This is a genomic window from Arthrobacter sorbitolis (genome assembly GCF_054510995.1).
The window spans coordinates 251,114-268,498 of sequence record NZ_JBTNDM010000003.1; the positions used below are offsets into that span (position 1 = coordinate 251,114).

At 70.8% G+C, this 17,385-nt stretch carries 16 protein-coding genes; 12 read left to right on the top strand and 4 right to left on the bottom strand.

The features are described from left to right. Positions 1-25: 25 nt before the first annotated feature. The 11 genes from panC (at position 26) to dhaM (ending at position 11,417) form a co-directional block, all read left to right on the top strand. The gene (gene panC / locus ACX80K_RS09605; protein WP_459271634.1) at positions 26-952 is read left to right on the top strand and encodes a pantoate--beta-alanine ligase; all 927 of its coding nucleotides are present in this window, start codon (positions 26-28) and stop codon (positions 950-952) included. A 54-nt stretch (positions 953-1,006) separates the two neighbouring features. Further along, entirely contained in the window at positions 1,007-2,509 is a 1,503-nt protein-coding gene (gene lysS / locus ACX80K_RS09610) for a lysine--tRNA ligase (RefSeq protein WP_459271635.1), read from the top strand. A 2-nt stretch (positions 2,510-2,511) separates the two neighbouring features. Next, a complete protein-coding gene (locus tag ACX80K_RS09615; protein ID WP_459271636.1) occupies positions 2,512-2,709 on the top strand; it encodes a hypothetical protein in 198 nt (65 codons plus the stop codon). Positions 2,710-2,792: 83 nt separating this feature from the next. Next, a complete protein-coding gene (locus tag ACX80K_RS09620) occupies positions 2,793-3,128 on the top strand; it encodes a histone-like nucleoid-structuring protein Lsr2 (RefSeq protein ID WP_459271637.1) in 336 nt (111 codons plus the stop codon). A gap of 123 nt (positions 3,129-3,251) precedes the next feature. Next, complete coding sequence (locus ACX80K_RS09625; protein ID WP_459271638.1) at positions 3,252-5,759, top strand: ATP-dependent Clp protease ATP-binding subunit; 2,508 nt, start codon at positions 3,252-3,254, stop codon at positions 5,757-5,759. Between the two features lie 150 nt (positions 5,760-5,909). Then, entirely contained in the window at positions 5,910-7,934 is a 2,025-nt protein-coding gene (locus ACX80K_RS09630) for a S9 family peptidase (protein ID WP_459271639.1), read from the top strand. Between the two features lie 37 nt (positions 7,935-7,971). Further along, positions 7,972-8,490: an amino-acid N-acetyltransferase gene (locus ACX80K_RS09635; protein WP_104181115.1), complete on the top strand. Its 519-nt coding sequence runs from the start codon at positions 7,972-7,974 to the stop codon at positions 8,488-8,490. Positions 8,491-8,603: 113 nt separating this feature from the next. Further along, a complete protein-coding gene (locus tag ACX80K_RS09640) occupies positions 8,604-8,780 on the top strand; it encodes a CsbD family protein (protein ID WP_104181114.1) in 177 nt (58 codons plus the stop codon). A gap of 239 nt (positions 8,781-9,019) precedes the next feature. Next, positions 9,020-10,021 carry a dihydroxyacetone kinase subunit DhaK gene (gene dhaK, locus ACX80K_RS09645; RefSeq protein WP_459271640.1) on the top strand — a complete coding sequence of 334 codons (1,002 nt, stop codon included), beginning with the start codon at positions 9,020-9,022 and terminating at the stop codon, positions 10,019-10,021. Positions 10,022-10,023: 2 nt separating this feature from the next. Continuing rightward, positions 10,024-10,674, top strand: coding sequence for a dihydroxyacetone kinase subunit DhaL (gene dhaL, locus ACX80K_RS09650; protein WP_459271735.1), 651 nt, complete (start codon positions 10,024-10,026; stop codon positions 10,672-10,674). Further along, positions 10,671-11,417 (top strand): dihydroxyacetone kinase phosphoryl donor subunit DhaM, encoded by a 747-nt coding sequence (gene dhaM, locus ACX80K_RS09655; RefSeq protein WP_459271641.1) that lies wholly within the window; start codon positions 10,671-10,673, stop codon positions 11,415-11,417. Before dhaL ends, dhaM begins: the two co-directional genes overlap by 4 nt. 23 nt (positions 11,418-11,440) lie before the next feature. On the opposite strand, the gene ACX80K_RS09660 is transcribed toward dhaM, so the two are convergent. After that, positions 11,441-12,403 carry an HhH-GPD family protein gene (locus ACX80K_RS09660; protein WP_459271736.1) on the bottom strand — a complete coding sequence of 321 codons (963 nt, stop codon included), beginning with the start codon at positions 12,401-12,403 and terminating at the stop codon, positions 11,441-11,443. 192 nt (positions 12,404-12,595) lie between these two features. Between ACX80K_RS09660 and ACX80K_RS09665 the strand changes: the two genes are divergently transcribed. Beyond that, the gene (locus ACX80K_RS09665; protein ID WP_459271642.1) at positions 12,596-13,345 is read left to right on the top strand and encodes a hypothetical protein; all 750 of its coding nucleotides are present in this window, start codon (positions 12,596-12,598) and stop codon (positions 13,343-13,345) included. 35 nt (positions 13,346-13,380) lie between these two features. Here ACX80K_RS09665 and disA read toward each other — a convergent pair whose 3' ends face one another. From disA to ACX80K_RS09680, 3 genes are all read right to left on the bottom strand, one after another. Next, entirely contained in the window at positions 13,381-14,457 is a 1,077-nt protein-coding gene (disA, locus tag ACX80K_RS09670; protein WP_459271643.1) for a DNA integrity scanning diadenylate cyclase DisA, read from the bottom strand. A gap of 293 nt (positions 14,458-14,750) precedes the next feature. Beyond that, positions 14,751-16,136: a DNA repair protein RadA gene (gene radA / locus ACX80K_RS09675; protein WP_459271644.1), complete on the bottom strand. Its 1,386-nt coding sequence runs from the start codon at positions 16,134-16,136 to the stop codon at positions 14,751-14,753. Positions 16,137-16,194: 58 nt separating this feature from the next. Then, positions 16,195-17,322: an FUSC family protein gene (locus ACX80K_RS09680; protein WP_459271645.1), complete on the bottom strand. Its 1,128-nt coding sequence runs from the start codon at positions 17,320-17,322 to the stop codon at positions 16,195-16,197. Positions 17,323-17,385 lie beyond the last annotated feature (63 nt).

The following is a 17,385-nucleotide window of genomic DNA, read 5'->3' on the forward strand; positions in this document are numbered from 1 at the left end:
CCGCCTCCGTCCCGGAAGGACACCCGTGACCCCGACCGGCCACCCACGCCCGGCCACCCCGCTCCTCGTCTCCACGCCTGCGGAGCTGCGCGCGGCGACCACCGCCCTCCTCGACGACGCCCGATCCCGTGCGCAGGGCGGGCGGCCGTCGCTCGGCCTCGTGCCCACCATGGGCGGCCTGCACGAGGGCCATGCGACGCTCGCCCGCACCGCGCGGGACGCCGACGACGTCGTCGTCGTGTCCATCTTCGTGAACCCCCTGCAGTTCGGCGACCCGGCGGACCTCGAGCGCTACCCGCGCACGCTCGAGGCCGACCTCCGGCTCCTCGGCGGGTGCGGCGTCGACGTCGTCTTCGCCCCGTCCGTCGAGGACATGTACCCCGGCGGCGAGCCGTTGGTCCGCCTGAGTGCCGGGCGCATGGGGGACGTGCTCGAGGGGGCTTCCCGGCCCGGCCACTTCGACGGCATGCTCACCGTCGTCGCCAAGCTCCTCAACCTCGGGCTGCCCGGCACGGGAGCCGACTACCGCGCGTACTTCGGCGAGAAGGACGCGCAGCAGCTCGCGCTCGTCCGCCGCATGGTGCTCGACCTCGACGTGCCCGTCCGCATCGAGGGCGTCCCCATCGTGCGCGACGCCGACGGCCTGGCCCTCTCCAGCCGCAACCGCTTCCTCGGTGCCGACGAGCGCCGGGCGGCCCTGGTCCTCCCGCGCGCGCTGGAGGCGCTGCGGAGCCGGGCCCGGACGGGTGCACCCCTCGACCTCCCCGCGGCCCGCGCAGAGGTCGCCGCCGAGGAGGGTGTGGACCTCGACTACCTGGAGATCGTCGACCCGTCGTCGTTCGCGCCGGCGGGGGACGACGGCGTGCGCCCGGCCAGCGCCCTCGCGGTCGTGGCCGCGCGGGTGGGCGCCGTCCGGCTCATCGACAACGCCTTCCTGCCGCCTGTGGGCTGACGCACACCGGACGGCCCACCGCCCGCCCCGCGGGGAGCCGTAAACTTGTCTTCCGTGACCCTTGACGAAACCCTCCCCCTGGACGACCTCAACGAGCAGATGCGCTTCCGGCTGCAGAAGCGCGCAGCCCTGCTCGACGCCGGGATGGAGCCCTACCCGGTGCGGCCCGAGCGGACGCATGCGCTCGCCGAGGTGCGGGAGGAGTTCGCCGATCTCGCCACGGGCGAGTCGAGCGGCCGCCAGGTCGCCGTCGTCGGCCGCGTGGTGTTCATCCGCAACTCGGGCAAGCTGTGCTTCGCCACCCTGCAGGAGGGCGACGGCACCCGGCTCCAGGCCATGCTCAGCCTCGCCGAGATCGGCGCGGACAGCCTCGCCGAGTGGAAGTCGCTCGTGGACCTCGGCGACCACGTGCAGGTGCAGGGCGAGGTGATCAGCTCCCGCCGCGGCGAGCTGTCCGTCATGGCGGGCTCCTGGACGATGGCGTCGAAGGCGCTGCGCCCCCTGCCCACGCTGCACGCCGGGGTGAACGAGGAGACGCGCGTCCGCCAGCGCTACGTCGACCTGATGGTGCGCGAGGAAGCACGCCAGATGGTCCGGACCCGCGCCGCCATCACGCGGACCCTGCGCGAGACGCTCAACCGCCACGACTACATCGAGGTGGAGACCCCCATCCTCCAGCTCGTGCACGGTGGCGCGACGGCCCGCCCCTTCGAGACGCACCTCAACGCGTTCGACCAGAAGATGACGCTCCGGATCGCCCTCGAGCTGTACCTGAAGCGTGCCGTGGTCGGCGGGATCGACCGGGTCTACGAGATCGGCAGGATCTTCCGCAACGAGGGCGTCGATTCGACGCACAGCCCCGAGTTCACCATGCTCGAGTGCTACGAGGCCTACGCGGACCAGTTCGTCATGGCGGACCGCATGAAGGAGATGATCCTCGCCTGCGCGGACCTCCTCGGCTCCCGCACCATCGAGACGGCGAAGGGCACGATCGACCTCGACGGCGACTGGGCCTGGCTCGGCGTGTACCCGGGCCTCTCGACCGCCGTGGGACAGGACATCACCCCGGACACGGCGGTGGAGGAACTCCGCACCGTCGCGGAGCGCCACGGGGTCCAGCTCAACCCGGCGTGGGGTGCGGAGAAGGTGGTCCTCGAGCTGTTCTCCGAGATCGTCGAGCCGACCCTCCTCCAGCCGACCTTCGTCTACGACTACCCCCCCTCGGCCCAGCCCCTCGCGCGGCCACACCGCGAGGACCCGCAGCTCATCGAGGCCTGGGACCTCATCATCGGCGGGATGGAACGCGGCACGGCGTTCTCCGAGCTCATCGACCCCGTTATCCAGCGTGAGCGGCTGACGGAGCAGTCCCGGCAGGCGGCCGCGGGTGACGACGAGGCCATGCAGCTCGACGAGGATTTCCTCCGGGCCCTCGAATACGGTGCTCCGCCCATGGGCGGCATCGGGCTCGGAATCGACCGGCTCGTGATGCTTTTCACGAACGTGGGAATTCGCGAGTCCATCCTCTTCCCCATTCTCAAGCCCGAGGCAGGTCAGTAGCCGTGGAATATGTCGCAGTACTCCTGCCGTCCGCCTGTCTGGCCATCCTGTTCTACTTCGTGATCAAGGCCATATTCAATGCCGACCGTGCGGAACGCGAGGCGATGGCGCATGCCGAGGAATTGCAGGACGCAGAGGACGCGCGCCGTCGGGAATCAGCCGACGATAAAAAAGGCGACCAGGAAATAAACCCCGGCTGAATCTCCTTCTTTGACCTCGATTGAATTGTGGCCCATAATCGTTCTGGGGACATCGATATCGAGGAAAAAAGTAGGAGATCATTGTGGCGCAGAAAGTAAAGATCATTCTCATCGATGACATCGACGGCGGCGAGGCGGACGAGACCGTGCGCTTCGGCCTGGACGGCGTGCAGTACGAGATCGACCTCTCCGAGGCGCACGCCTCGGAGCTCCGTTCCGCGCTCGGCGACTACGTGGGTGCCGCACGCCGCAGCAACCAGTCGAAGCAGCGGTCGAACACCTCGGGTGCGCCGGCAGCATCCCGCAACCAGGAGGCCGCCCAGATCCGCGAGTGGGCGAGGGAGAACGGCTACGACGTCTCCTCCCGCGGGCGCGTCAACAGCGAGATCGTCGAGGCCTACCGCGCCGCCCAGCGCTGACCGCCCCCACCGGACGCCGGAGCGGTAGCCCTCCGGCGTTATCTCGCCTGTGGCGAACACGCGCCCAAAGCGCACTCCGGCCCCGTAGCATCGAAATACGCGTTAGCTAGGAGTGTGTGTCTGATGTTTGAGAGATTTACAGATCGTGCCCGTCGAGTTGTTGTGCTGGCCCAGGAAGAGGCCCGCATGCTCAACCACAATTACATCGGCACCGAGCACATCCTGCTTGGCCTCATCCACGAGGGCGAGGGTGTGGCCGCCAAGGCCCTCGAGTCGCTCAGCATCTCGCTGGGCGCCGTGAGGGAGCAGGTGCAGGAGATCATCGGGCAGGGCCAGCAGGCCCCGTCCGGTCACATCCCCTTCACCCCCCGGGCCAAGAAGGTACTGGAGCTCTCCCTGCGGGAGGCACTCCAGCTCGGCCACAACTACATCGGCACCGAGCACATCCTGCTCGGTCTCATCCGCGAGGGTGAGGGTGTCGCCGCACAGGTCCTCGTGAAGCTCGGCGCCGACCTCAACCGTGTCCGCCAGCAGGTCATCCAGCTGCTGTCCGGTTACCAGGGCAAGGAGCCGGCAGCCGCCGGCGGTCCGCAGCAGGAGGGGACTCCTGCCGGCTCGGTGGTGCTGGACCAGTTCGGCCGCAACCTCACGCAGGCGGCGCGCGAGTCGAAGCTCGACCCCGTCATCGGGCGCGAGCAGGAGATGGAACGCGTCATGCAGGTCCTCTCCCGCCGAACCAAGAACAACCCCGTCCTCATCGGCGAGCCCGGCGTCGGCAAGACCGCCGTCGTCGAGGGCCTCGCCCAGGCGATCGTGCGCGGCGACGTCCCGGAGACCATCAAGGACAAGCAGCTGTACACGCTCGACCTCGGATCCCTCGTGGCCGGCTCACGCTACCGCGGTGACTTCGAGGAGCGGCTGAAGAAGGTCCTCAAGGAGATCCGCACCCGGGGTGACATCATCCTGTTCATCGACGAGATCCACACCCTGGTGGGTGCGGGTGCCGCCGAGGGTGCCATCGACGCCGCATCGATCCTGAAGCCCATGCTCGCGCGTGGCGAACTCCAGACCATCGGCGCCACCACGCTCGACGAGTACCGCAAGCACATCGAGAAGGATGCCGCCCTCGAGCGCCGCTTCCAGCCCATCCAGGTCGCCGAGCCCTCCGTGGCCCACGCGATCGAGATCCTCAAGGGCCTCCGCGACCGCTACGAGGCGCACCACCGCGTCTCGATCACCGACGGCGCTCTGACCAGCGCGGCGACGCTGGCCGAGCGCTACATCTCGGACCGCTTCCTGCCGGACAAGGCGATCGACCTCATCGACGAGGCGGGGGCGCGCCTGCGTATCCGCCGGATGACGGCCCCGCCGGAGCTGAAGGAGATCGACGACCGCATCGCGGACGTCAAGCGCGAGAAGGAGTCGGCCATCGACTCCCAGGACTTCGAGGGTGCCGCATCGCTGCGCGACAAGGAGCAGAAGCTCCACGACGAGCGCAGCGACAAGGAGCGCCGCTGGAAGTCCGGCGGACTCGACGACATCGCCGAGGTGGACGAGGAGCTCATCGCCGAGGTACTGGCGAACTCCACCGGCATCCCCGTGTTCAAGCTGACCGAGGCCGAGTCCTCGCGACTGCTCAACATGGAGGCCGAGCTGCACAAGCGGGTCATCGGGCAGAATGAGGCGATCAAGTCCATCTCCCAGGCCATCCGCCGTACGCGGGCCGGCCTCAAGGATCCGAAGCGCCCGGGCGGCTCGTTCATCTTCGCCGGCCCCACCGGCGTCGGCAAGACCGAGCTCGCCAAGGCCCTCGCGGAGTTCCTGTTCGGCGAGGAGGACGCCCTCATCACGCTGGACATGTCCGAGTACTCCGAGAAGCACACCGTCTCGCGGCTCTTCGGTGCCCCTCCCGGGTACGTGGGCTACGAGGAGGGCGGCCAGCTGACCGAGAAGGTCCGCCGCAAGCCGTTCTCCGTGGTGCTGTTCGACGAGGTGGAGAAGGCGCACGCCGATCTCTTCAACTCGCTGCTGCAGATCCTCGAGGACGGACGCCTGACCGACAGCCAGGGCCGGATGGTGGACTTCAAGAACACGGTGATCATCATGACCACCAACCTCGGCACCCGTGACATCTCGAAGGGCGTCATGACGGGCTTCCAGTCCGGCACCGACACCACGACGAGCTACAACCGGATGAAGGCCAAGGTGCAGGAGGAGCTCAAGCAGCACTTCCGGCCCGAGTTCCTCAACCGTGTCGACGACACGGTGGTCTTCCCGCAGCTCACGCAGGACGAGATCGTCGAGATCGTCGACCTGTTCCTCGAGCGGCTGAGCGGACGCATGGCGGACAAGGGCATGTCCATCGCCCTGACCCCGGCGGCCAAGGTCCTCCTCGCCACCCGTGGCTACGACCCCGCGATGGGGGCACGGCCACTGCGCCGCACCATCCAGCGCGAGATCGAGGACCAGCTCTCGGAGAAGATCCTGTTCGGCGAGATCAAGTCGGGCGAGCGGATCGACATCGACGTCGAGGGCGAGGGCGTGGACGCGATCTTCACCTTCGTCGGACACGGTGCTCCCAAGGAGCTCGAGGACTCCCCGGCAGCACTCGAGGCGACCGTTCCCGAGTAGCACCCGGCTGTACCCGACGAACCCGCCCTGGGCCCCAGAGCGGGTTCGTCCGTTGTTGGGCACCCCCGCCTGATGGGTGCTTACAGCAACCAGATTCCTCCGGTAGTGAACGCCTGTGATCCCGACCACACGCGGTGGTAGAGATGAGGCATGACCACTCCCTTCTCCTCGCTCGACGATTTCGTCGCCCTGCCACGCCTCAGCGGACTCGTCCTCAACCGGGAGGGCACCCGGCTCGTCACCTCGGTGGCGACCCTCGACCCGAAGAAGACCGCCTACCAGACGGCCCTCTGGGAGGTGGATCCCACCGGCGAGCAGCCCGCACGCCGCCTGACCCGCAGCGCCGCCGGTGAATCCGGGGCCGCGTTCCTCTCCAGCGGGGACCTCCTCTTCACGTCGGCGCGCCCCGACCCGGACGACGCCGAGGGCGAGAAGCGCTCGGCCCTGTGGCGGCTGCCGGCCGGCGGCGGTGAGGCCTCGCTGCTCCTGACCCGCGAGGGCGGCGTGGCGGGCGTGTCGACGGCTGAGGCCACCGACGTCGTCGTCGTCACCGGCAACTCGCTCGCCGGGTCGGCGAACGAGGAGGACGACGCCGAGCGGCGCAAGGCACGCAAGGAGTCCGGCGTCGCCGCGATCCTGCACACCGGGTATCCCGTCCGCTACTGGGACGCCGACCTCGGTCCGGACGAGCCTCGTTATCTCGCCCTGCAGGACGTCGGCGGCGACGACGGCCACGCCGTCGAGGACCTCGTCCCCTCCGCCCGCGGGGGCCTCCGCGACGCGCACCCGGTCCTGGCCCCCGACGGTTCGACGCTCTTCAGCGCCCTCACCGTCCCCGAGGAGCGCGGCTCCCAGCGCACGGTCCTCGTCCGCGTGGACATGGCGACGAAGGAGCTCGCCGTCCTCCTCGACGACCGGCAGAACGACTACTCTCCGGGACCCGTGAGCCCCGACGGCCGGTTCCTCGCCGTCGTCCGGAACCGCCGCACCACCGCCGACCTCGCGCCGAGCACCAGCCTGCTGCTGCTCCCGCTCGACGGCGGCGACCCCGTGCCCCTCGCCGCGGACTGGGACCGCTGGCCCGCACCCGCTGCATGGCTGCCCGACGGCTCCGCCCTCGTGGTCACCGCGGACGACGACGGCGGAGCGCCCGTGTTCGTGCTCGACGTCGCGACGGGATCGGTGCGGCGCGTGACGCAGGACGTCGCCGCGTACTCGGACGTCCGCGTATCACCGGACGGGACGACGGCCTACGCCGTCCGCAGCTCCTACCTCTTCCCTCCGGAGGTCGTGCGCATCGACCTCGCCTCGGGCACCACCGAACGCCTCGCCAACCCCGCCGAACGCCCCGAGGTGCCGGGATCGCTCGAACGCATCCGGTCCGTCGGCGAGGACGGACAGCCCGTGGGGTCCTGGCTCGTCCTGCCCGAGGGTGCGTCCGCCGATTCCCCCGTCCCGGCGCTGCTGTGGATCCATGGCGGCCCCATCGGCTCCTGGAACGCCTGGACCTGGCGCTGGTCGCCCTGGATCATGGCCGCCCGCGGCTACGCCGTGCTGCTGCCCGACCCCGCACTGTCCACGGGCTACGGCCAGCACATGGTCGACCGCGGGTGGGGGCGGTGGGGCAGCGCGCCCTACACCGATCTGATGGCGGCCACCGACACCCTCGTGGCACGCGATGACATCGACGGGACGCGCGTGGCGGCCATGGGCGGCAGCTTCGGCGGGTACATGGCGAACTGGATCGCCGGGCACACGGACCGCTTCGCTGCGATCGTGACCCACGCGAGCCTGTGGGCACTCGACCAGTTCGGCCCCACCACCGACGCCGCCTACTACTGGCAGCGGGAGATGACACCCGAGGCGATGCGCGAGAACTCGCCGCATCTCCACGTGGGCGGGATCAGCACCCCCATGCTGGTCATCCACGGCGACAAGGACTACCGCGTGCCCATCGGCGAGGGGCTGCGGCTGTGGTACCAGCTCCTCTCCGCGTCGGGACTGCCGGCGGACGACGACGGCAACACGCCGCACCGGTTCCTCTACTTCCCCGACGAGAACCACTGGATCCTCAAGCCCCAGCACGCGCGGATCTGGTACGGCGTGGTCGAGTCCTTCCTCGCATCGCACGTCCTCGGGGAGGAGCGCGAGCTGCCCTCCGAGCTGGGCCTGTAGGCAGCCGGGCGGGGCTGCGCTCAGTAGAGTGGGACGGATGACCCCGCCCTTCACCATCCGCCGCGCCCGCACCTCGGACGTCCCCGCCATCAAGGCCCTCGTCGAGCCGCTCGCCCAGGAGCGCATCCTGATGGCCAAGGAGACCGTGGCCTACTACGAGGGACTCCCGGAGTTCCGCATCGCCGAGTCCGACGGCGGCGAGGTGCTGGGCTGCGGCGCGCTGCACATCATGTGGGAGGACCTCGCGGAGGTGCGCACCCTCGCGACGTCCCCTGCGGCGCGGGGGCGCGGCGTAGGTCATGCGCTCGTCGAGGAGCTGCTCGAGGAGGCCCGCGCGTTCGGGGTCGGCCGCGTGTTCTGCCTGACCTTCGAGGTCGACTTCTTCCGCCGTCACGGCTTCGAGGTCATGGCGGACCAGTCCGCCGTCGACCCCCGGATCTATTCGGAGCTGCTGCGCTCCCACGACGAGGGCGTCGCCGAGTTCCTCGACCTGGCCCGGGTCAAGCCCAACACCCTGGGCAATACGCGCATGATCAGGGAACTCCGGGCGGGGTGACTGGCTTTCTCCAGAACACCGGGGATAAGGTAAGACCGCTTAGCATTCCCATCGGGGTGCGGGCACGCCACCGGATCCGGTGGCCGTACACCGAGCTGAAGGAGGTCCGACTTATGGGACTGGATGACAAGATCGGGAACAAGGGCGAAGGCCTGGGCGGCAAGGTCAAGGAAGGTCTCGGCAAGGCGACCGGAGACGAGAACCTGGAGGCCGAAGGCCACAAGGACCAGGCGACCTCGAAACTGAAGGACGCCGGCGAGAACGTCAAGGACGCGTTCAAGGGCCACTGACCCGCCCCGGCCGCGCCCTTCGATCGAGCGGCCAGGCCACCTGAGGGAGGCGCCCGTGACGGGCCCCTCCCTCAGGCGTTTAACGGACCCCCTTCCGGGGTCTGCCCAGGGGCTGCACGGCTATAGGCAGGCGCAGGAACGGACGGTAGTGTTCCGAGTGGCCGACGTGGTCCATGGAAGGCGGGCTGCAGGGCCTCAACCCGTCCGTTCGCAGTCTTCGCAGTCAAGGAGCAGCCGTCGTGAAGAAGCTCATCAACGACCCCAAAGCCGTGGTCAACGAGTCGGTCGAAGGATTCGGCATCGCGCATGCCGACCTGGTGACCGTCCATCCGGATCCTCTCTTCATCACCCGCAAGGACGCCCCCGTCCGGGGCAAGGTGGGCCTGGTCTCCGGAGGTGGAAGCGGCCACGAACCGCTCCACGCGGGCTTCGTGGGGCGCGGGATGCTCGACGCGGCCGTGCCCGGCGCGGTCTTCACCTCTCCCACGCCCGACCAGATCATCCCCGCCACCACCGCGGTCGACGGCGGCGCGGGTGTCCTGCACATCGTCAAGAACTACACGGGCGACGTCCTCAACTTCGAGACGGCCGCGGAGATGGCGGAGGCCGAGGGCGTCACCGTGCGCTCCGTCCTCGTGAACGACGACGTCGCCGTCGAGGACTCCCTGTACACGGCGGGTCGGCGCGGTGTGGGCGGGACCGTCCTGGTGGAGCGCATCGCCGGAGCGGCCGCGGAGCGCGGTGACGACCTCGACGGCGTCACGGCCGTGGCCCAGCGGGTCATCGACGGCGTCCGGTCCATGGGCGTCGCGCTCGCGGCGTGCACCGTGCCGCACGCCGGGGTCCCCAGCTTCGAGCTGTCGGACGACGAGATCGAGATCGGCATCGGCATCCACGGGGAGCCCGGCCGGCACAAGATCGCCATGGAGGAGGCCGACGGCATCACCCAGCGGCTCCTCGACCCCATCGTCGCCGACCTGAAGCTGACCTCCGGCGACCGCACCATCGTGATGGTCAACGGCATGGGCGGCACGCCCGCCAGCGAGCTCTACATCATGTACCGGAAGGTCGCGCAGCTCCTCGAGGGCCTCGGCGTGGGCATCGAACGGTCCCTCGTGGGCAACTACATCACGGCGCTCGAGATGCAGGGGGCCTCGCTGACGGTCCTGCGCGCCGACGACGAGATGCTCGAACTCTGGGACGCTCCCGTGCACACCGCCGCGCTGCGCTGGGGGGCATGAGCATGGCGGAGGTCCTCGACACCGGATGGGCCGTGCGGTGGATGCACGAGACCGCGCGCGTCGTCGCCGAGAACCGCGCCCTCCTGATCGACCTCGACCGGGTCATCGGTGACGCCGACCACGGGGAGAACCTCGATCGGGGATTCAGCGCCGTCGTCGCGAAGCTCGATGCGGGTGATGCCCTCGCGACCCCCGCGGCCGTCCTCAAGCAGGTCGCGATGACGCTCATGTCCACCGTCGGGGGCGCCGCGGGGCCACTGTACGGGACGGCCTTCCTGCGCGCCGCGGCCTCCCTCGGCGACGCGGGGGAGATCGACGCCGGGGCCGTCGCGGGCATGATCCGGGCCGCCCGGGACGGCATCGTCGCGCGCGGCAAGGCGGAGGTGGGGGACAAGACCATGGTGGATGCGTGGACGCCCGCCACCGAGTCCGCCGAGACCGCCGCCACCGCTGGTGCCACCCCTCCGGAGGTGCTCGCGGCCGCCGCGAACGCCGCCCACGCCGGAGCGGTGGCCACCGAACCCCTGATCGCCCGCAAGGGCAGGGCGAGCTATCTCGGTGAGCGCAGCGCCGGGCACCAGGACCCGGGCGCGGTGTCCACGGCCCTGATCCTGACGGCGGCGGCTGCGGCGGCCGGGGGAGAGGTCGCGTGAGCGTCGGCCTGGTCGTCGTCTCCCACAGTGAGAAGATCGCCGAGGGCGTCGTCGAGCTGGCCGCGCAGATGGCGCCCGACGTCGTGCTCGTCGCCGCCGGGGGAGCGGAGGACGGCGCCGGTCCTGCCCGCATCGGGACGAGCTTCGACCGCGTCCAGGCGGCCCTCGAGCAGGCGTCGGGGGCTGACGGGGTGGTGGTCCTGACCGATCTCGGTTCCGCCGTCATGACCGCGGAGATGGTGCTCGAGTTCCTCGAGCCCGAGGCGCGGGCGTCGGTCCGGCTCGCCCGGGCCGCCCTGGTCGAGGGGGCCGTCGCGGCCGCGGTGCAGGCCCAGGGCGGCGGGACCCTCGACGAGGTGGTCCGGGCTGCCGAGCGGGCCGTGGTGTCCGTCCGCCCCGAGGAGTTCGAGCCCTTCGTCAGTCATGCGGCGGCCGCGCCGGGCGACGGCGCCGCCACGGGTGCTCCCGGTGCACCCGCGGGGCCGACCGTCAGCGGCTCGTGGACCCTGCCCAACCAGATGGGCCTGCACGCCAGGCCCGCTGCCACGCTCGCCACGGGGCTCACGGACCTCGACGCCGAGGTGACCGTGAACGGCGTGGACGGCAAATCCGTGATGCTCCTCATGAGCCTCGGTCTCGGCCAGGGCAGGACCGTGACGGTCGAGGCGAGCGGGCCGGACGCCCAGGCCGCGGTCGACTTCGTGGGGCAGGCGGTCGAATCGGGATTCGGCGAGCCGGCCTGAACGACCCCGGAGGGCCGCGCGCCCTAGCCCGGTAGGCGGATCCCGCCGTCGGTCTCCTCCGCGAGGCCGTCGGCCAGGAGCCCGGCGAGGGCGCGCTCGAGTTGCTCGGCGGGAGCGCGCAGGCCGTGCAGCGCGGTCAGCGCGCCCGGCTTCCCCTGCGGGACGTGCGCGGCCACGGCGGTGTCGCCCATGCTCAGGTCCACCGGAGCGTCCAGGAGGACGGACCGCGGAACAGCGGTGTCGGTGTCCCGCAGCACGGCGACGAGGGCCCCCCGCACCTGCCGGTCCGTCCCCGCCCACGCCTGCCCCTTCGGTACGTACTCGGGAGCGGGCCGCCCCGCGGCGATCCAGGCGCACGCGTCGGACACGGGGCACGCGTCGCACAGCGGGCTCCTGGCGGTGCAGACGACGGCGCCGAGTTCCATCACGCCGGCGTTCCAGCGCACGGACAGTGCATCGTCCTCGGGCAGCAGGTCGACGGCACGCCTCGTCTCGGCGGCGGTGAGCGCCGGCGCGGGGAGTGCCGTGCCGCCGAACAGCCGGGCATGGACCCGCCGGATATTGGTGTCGACGACGGTCTCGCGGCGACCGAAGGCGAAGGCCGCCACGGCAGCAGCGGTGTAGGAGCCGACCCCTGGCAGCGACAGCAGCTCCGCATGGGTGTGCGGGACGTCGCCGCCGTGGTGGGCCACCATGGCCGCGGCCGCGGCATGCAGCCGGAGTGCGCGGCGCGGGTAGCCGAGCCGGCCCCAGTGGCGGACGGCGGCGCCGGCCGGTTCGGCGGCGAGGTCCGCCGGGGACGGCCAGCGTTCCAGCCACTCGCCCCAGACCGGGAGCACCCGCACCACGGGGGTCTGCTGCAGCATCACCTCGCTGACGAGGATGCCCCACGGCGAGCACCCGGGCTCGCGCCAGGGCAGGTCCCGTGCGGCGTCCGCGAACCAGTCGGTGACCCGCACGTGAAGATCCGTCACCCGGAGATCCATCACCCGGGGCTCCTCCGACCGCGGATCCTGCGCTCGAGGGGCAGCCGGCCCGTCGAGGCCGGCAGGGCGCGCCTGATGGGCGGACGTACCGCGGCGGGGGATTCGGGGATGTTCCTGGATCATTGTCGTCAATACTCTATCCACCGGCGTGGTGCCGGGAGGAATGCGGGAAGCCCTCCCTAGCCTTGATGGATGGAACCAACGGGCGGGCACGACGACGACCATGGCAGGGGCGGCCGCACCGGCGGCAGGCGGCGGCCGAGTCCTGCTGTCTACCGCCGCCGGCGCCTGGCCGTGACCATCCTCGCGCTCCTCGTGGCGGGCGCCCTCATCGTCGGCGCCATGGCCCTCGCAGGAGCGTTCGCGCGCGGCTCCGATGCGAGCGCCGGCGGATCTCCGACGCAGGACCCCACCGGGGCACCCGCCACCCCGGCACCCGCCTCCGAGGGCCCTGCCGGAGCGACAGGCCCGGCGACAGCGGCTCCGACGGCATCACCCGGCCCGACGGCGCCCCCCTCACCCAGTGCATCGGCCCAGCCGTCGGCTTCCTCCGAGAACGCCTGCGACCCCGACGACGTGGTGGTCGAGGCCGGGACCGACCGGTCGGACTACGGGCCGGACGACACCGTGCTCCTCTCGCTCGTGGTCCGCAACGAGGGCGACACGGCCTGCACCGCGAACGTCGGCACGTCCCAGATGGAGTTCCTGGTGACCAGCGGCGACGAGCGCGTGTTCTCCTCCATCGACTGCCAGCAGGCCTCGCAGGATCTCGAGCGCACCATCGAACCGGGCGCCGACCAGCGCGCGGAGTTCGAGTGGTCACGCAACCGGAGCATGCCGGGCTGCACACCGGTCGAGGAGGAGCCCGGGGCAGGGCAGTACACGGTGACCACGAAACTCGGCCTCCGGAGCAGCAGCCCGGTGGACTTCACACTGCAGTAGGACCCGCCGGCGGCACGCGTGGCGTCAGGCGGCCGTCACATGAAGCGGTCGAGGAGGCTCGTTTCCGCGATCCGGGACAGGCCCTCGCGTACGGTCCGCGCCCGCTGCTCGCCGATGCCGTCCACGGCCATGAGGTCCTCGATGTTCGCGGCCATCAGGTTCTGCAGTCCGTCGAAGTGCTCCACCAGCCGGTTCGCGACGGCCGGCGGTACCGCCTTGATGCCGGAGAGGAGGCGGAAGCCCTTGGGCTGGATGACGGCCTCCAGCGAGTCCAGCGACGGATTGAACCCGAGGACGCTCGCGATGGTCCCGAGATCGATGAGGTCGGTGGAGCTGAACCCCTGCAGGGTCGCGACGCGCTCGTCGACCGGTGCCGTGCTGTTGCCGAGGTCCATGTAGTCGCGCAGCACCATCTCACTGCCCGGACCGAGGCCCGTGGTGAGCTCCTCGACCTGCAGCGACAGCAGGCGCCCGTCCACGCCCAGCTCCAGGACGTACTGCGAGATCTCCTCGGAGATGCGCCGGACCATCTCCTGGCGCTGGAGGGTGACGGCGACGTCGCGCACCGTGACCATGGCCTCGATCTCGAGCGCAGACAGCGAGTTGGTCACCTGGTCGAGCCTCGCGCGGTAGCGCTCGAGCGTGGCCAGGGCCTGGTTCGCCCGCGCGAGCACGGGCTCGGAGCCCTCCAGGACGAACCGGAGCCCGTCGATGTAGAGGGCGATGATCTGCATGGACTGGCTGACGCTGATCACGGGGAGGCTGGTCTGCTTGGCCACGCGCTCCGCCGTGCGGTGGCGGGTTCCGGACTCCTGCGTCTCGATGGTGTGGTCCGGCACGAGCTGGACCGCCGCGCGGAGGATGCGGCTCGCGTCCTTGTCGCAGACGATCGCACCGTCCATCTTGGCCAGTTCGCGCAGGCGCGTCGGCGAGAACTCGATGCCGATGTCGAAGCCGCCCGAGCAGATCGAGTCCACGGTACGGTCGAATCCGAGGACGATCAGTGCACCCGTGCGGCCCCTCAGGATGCGCTCGAGCCCGTCACGCAACTGGGTCCCCGGGGCTACTCTGGCGAGGGTGGCTTTGAGCGAGTCCTCCGGACTACGAACCATGGCCTATCCTTTCGCCGCCCGCGCTGTCGATGGCCCGGCGCAGTCGGGCGGCCGCCGTCGAGCCTCGGACAGCGGGCAGGAACTGCGGGATCACCCGCGCAGCCGAACATAATACTACTGGCGCGCACGAATTCCTCTGCACCGGCCGCTGTCGCAGATCGGTAACGCTCGCACCGGGCAACACCGGGGCACCGCCGCGGGGGCATGATCGGCCCTCCTGCCGCAGGCCGGCGACCAGGCGCTCCGCCCCTGCCGCCGTCGCGCCGTGCACGGTCCTGTCCCGTCGGTCGAGGCTAGAAGAGGAGGGCCAGCGCTTCGGCGAGGGTCGAGACCTCCCGCACCGAGAAGCCCTTCGGCACGGGACCGGTGCCGCCCGGTGACGCCGGGACGATCGCGTGGGTGAACCCGAGCCGCTCCGCCTCCTGGATACGCCGGCCGATACCCGGGACGGGACGCACCTCGCCCGCGAGACCCACTTCGCCGAACGCGATGAGCCGCGCGGGCAGGGGGTGGTCGGTCTTGGCGGAGGCGATGGCCAGGGCGACTGCGAGGTCGGTGGCCGGTTCCGTCAGGCGGACACCGCCCACGGTGGCCACGTAGCTGTCGTCCTTGTGGAGGCTGACGGACGCACGGCTCTGCAGGACCGCCAGGAGCATGGCGACGCGTGAACTGTCGAGCCCGCTCGTGGCCCGGCGCGGCTGGGAGTTGGCGGACTCGGCGAGCAGCGCCTGCACCTCGGCGAGGAGGGGGCGCCGGCCCTCGAGCGTCACGGTGATGCAGGTCCCCGACACCGGGTCCTTGGTGCGCGAGACGAAGAGCCCGCTGGGGTCGGCGAGCCCCTCGATACCGCCGTCCGTCAGGTCGAAGCACCCGACCTCGTCGGTGGGGCCGTACCGGTTCTTCACCGCGCGGAGCAGGCGCAGCCGCGAATGCCGTTCGCCCTCGAACTGGCAGACGACGTCGACGAGGTGTTCGAGGAGCCGCGGGCCGGCGATCGAGCCGTCCTTCGTGACGTGCCCGACGAGGAGCGTGGTCATGCCGCGGGCCTTGGCCGCGCCGATGAGGGACGCGGCCACCTCGCGGACCTGCGTCACACCGCCGGCGCTGCCGTCCACGGCCGCACTGCTCAGGGTCTGCACCGAGTCGACGATCAGCAGTGCCGGATCGATCTTCTCCACCTGGCCGAGGGCCTGGCCGAGGTCCGTCTCGGCGCTCAGGTACAGGGAGTCGGCGACGGCGTCGATCCGGTCCGCCCGCAGCTTCACCTGGGCCGCGGACTCCTCACCGGTGACGTAGAGGACGTCCTTGCCCAGCCGCGCCACCCGGGCTGCGACGTCGAGCAGGAGTGTTGACTTGCCGACGCCCGGCTCGCCGGCGAGCAGGATCACGGCGCCGGGCACCAGCCCGCCGCCCAGGACGCGGTCGAGCTCGTCGATCTTCGTCGGCTGGAATCCGGACAGCGTGGCGTCGACGTCGCCGATCCGCTGTGCCGGTGTGGTCACCGCTGCTGCGGCGGTGGTGCGTGCGACGACCTGCCCGGTCTCCTCGACCGTGCCCCACGCCTGGCATTCGCCGCAGCGCCCCACCCATTTCGCCGTCGTCCACCCGCATTCGGCGCAGCGGAAGTTCGGGGTGTTGCTGCGGCCCGCGCGGGCGGCGGGGGAGGTCTTCGTGGGCATGCTTTCAGGCTACCGGCGTGCACCGACAGACAGGCCCGGCTGCCGGTTGCGGCGCGGTTCAGAGCCGCGGGAGGTAGTCGGCGGCGTCCTCGTGCGAGAGGCCCGTGGCGCTCAGCAGGTCCACGACGAGCGGGCGGAGGAGGAGGACGAGCCCCTCGCCCTCGAGCCGGCTGATATGGAGGGTCCTCGGGTGGAGATCGGTGGCCACGGCCGCGAGTTCCTCGCGTGCCCGCCGCAGGTTCAGGCGCCGCTCCGCCGCGTCTCCTGCCGAGAGGCCGCGGCTGAGTGCGTCGACGGCGTCGGCCGTGTCCTCGAGCGACTGGCTGAGGGACTCGATCGCCTCGTCGGTGAGCGCCGCGTGGTTGATGGCCGACGTCAGGCGGCGCGAGAACACGCGGCTGTTGCGGATGGCGAGGTCGATCGCGTCGATGGCGCTCCGCAGCTCGCCGAGCTCGTCACGGTGGCGCCGGTAGGCGGGGGAGATGCGGGCCACCTCCTGCGCGGCCTTCATACCACCGGTGAGGGTGTCGAGCTGGGACTGGCAGTTCCGGGCGCGGACGAGCGCGTGCCACGCCAGGGTGGAGTCGCTCTGCCGGAGGGCCGACGCGCTGTCGCGGATCACGCCGGAGAGCTCGCCCAGGAGCCCGCGTACGTTGGTCTTCGGTTCGCGGCGCGGGTCCCGCGGCAGGAGCACGGTGATCGCGAGCGCGAACAGGCCGCCCACGATCGCGTCGACGCTGCGCGTGAACGGTCCGCCGTCCGGTGCGGGCAGCAGCACCACGAGCAGGGACTGCAGGCCCAACTGCGTGGTGAAGATGGTGCCGCTGTCGAGGAAGCGGGCCAGCAGGATCGAGATGAACAGCACGACGGCGGCCTGCCAGAGGCCGGTGCCGAAGAAGGTGAGCAGGAGATCCCCCACGGAGATGCCGAGCGTGCAGCCGATCGCCACCTCGAGGACCCGCCGGATGCGTGGGTCCCGCGAGAAGCCCAGCGAGATCATCGACGACGTCGCGGCGAACAGCGGCCCGCTGTGGCCGAGGATCTCCTCGGCGAAGGCGTACGCACCCACGGCGCAGACGGTCATCTGCAGTGCCGGGATCAGGGAGTTCGAGCTGCGCTTGAGGCCTATGCGGGAACGCTTGCGGAGGAAGGCGAGGGTGGCGGAAACTCCCTGGCGCGGCGGCATGCCCCCAGTCTAGGAGGTGCATCGAAGCGAGACGTTCGTCTCATTCACCTGCGTGAACCGGCT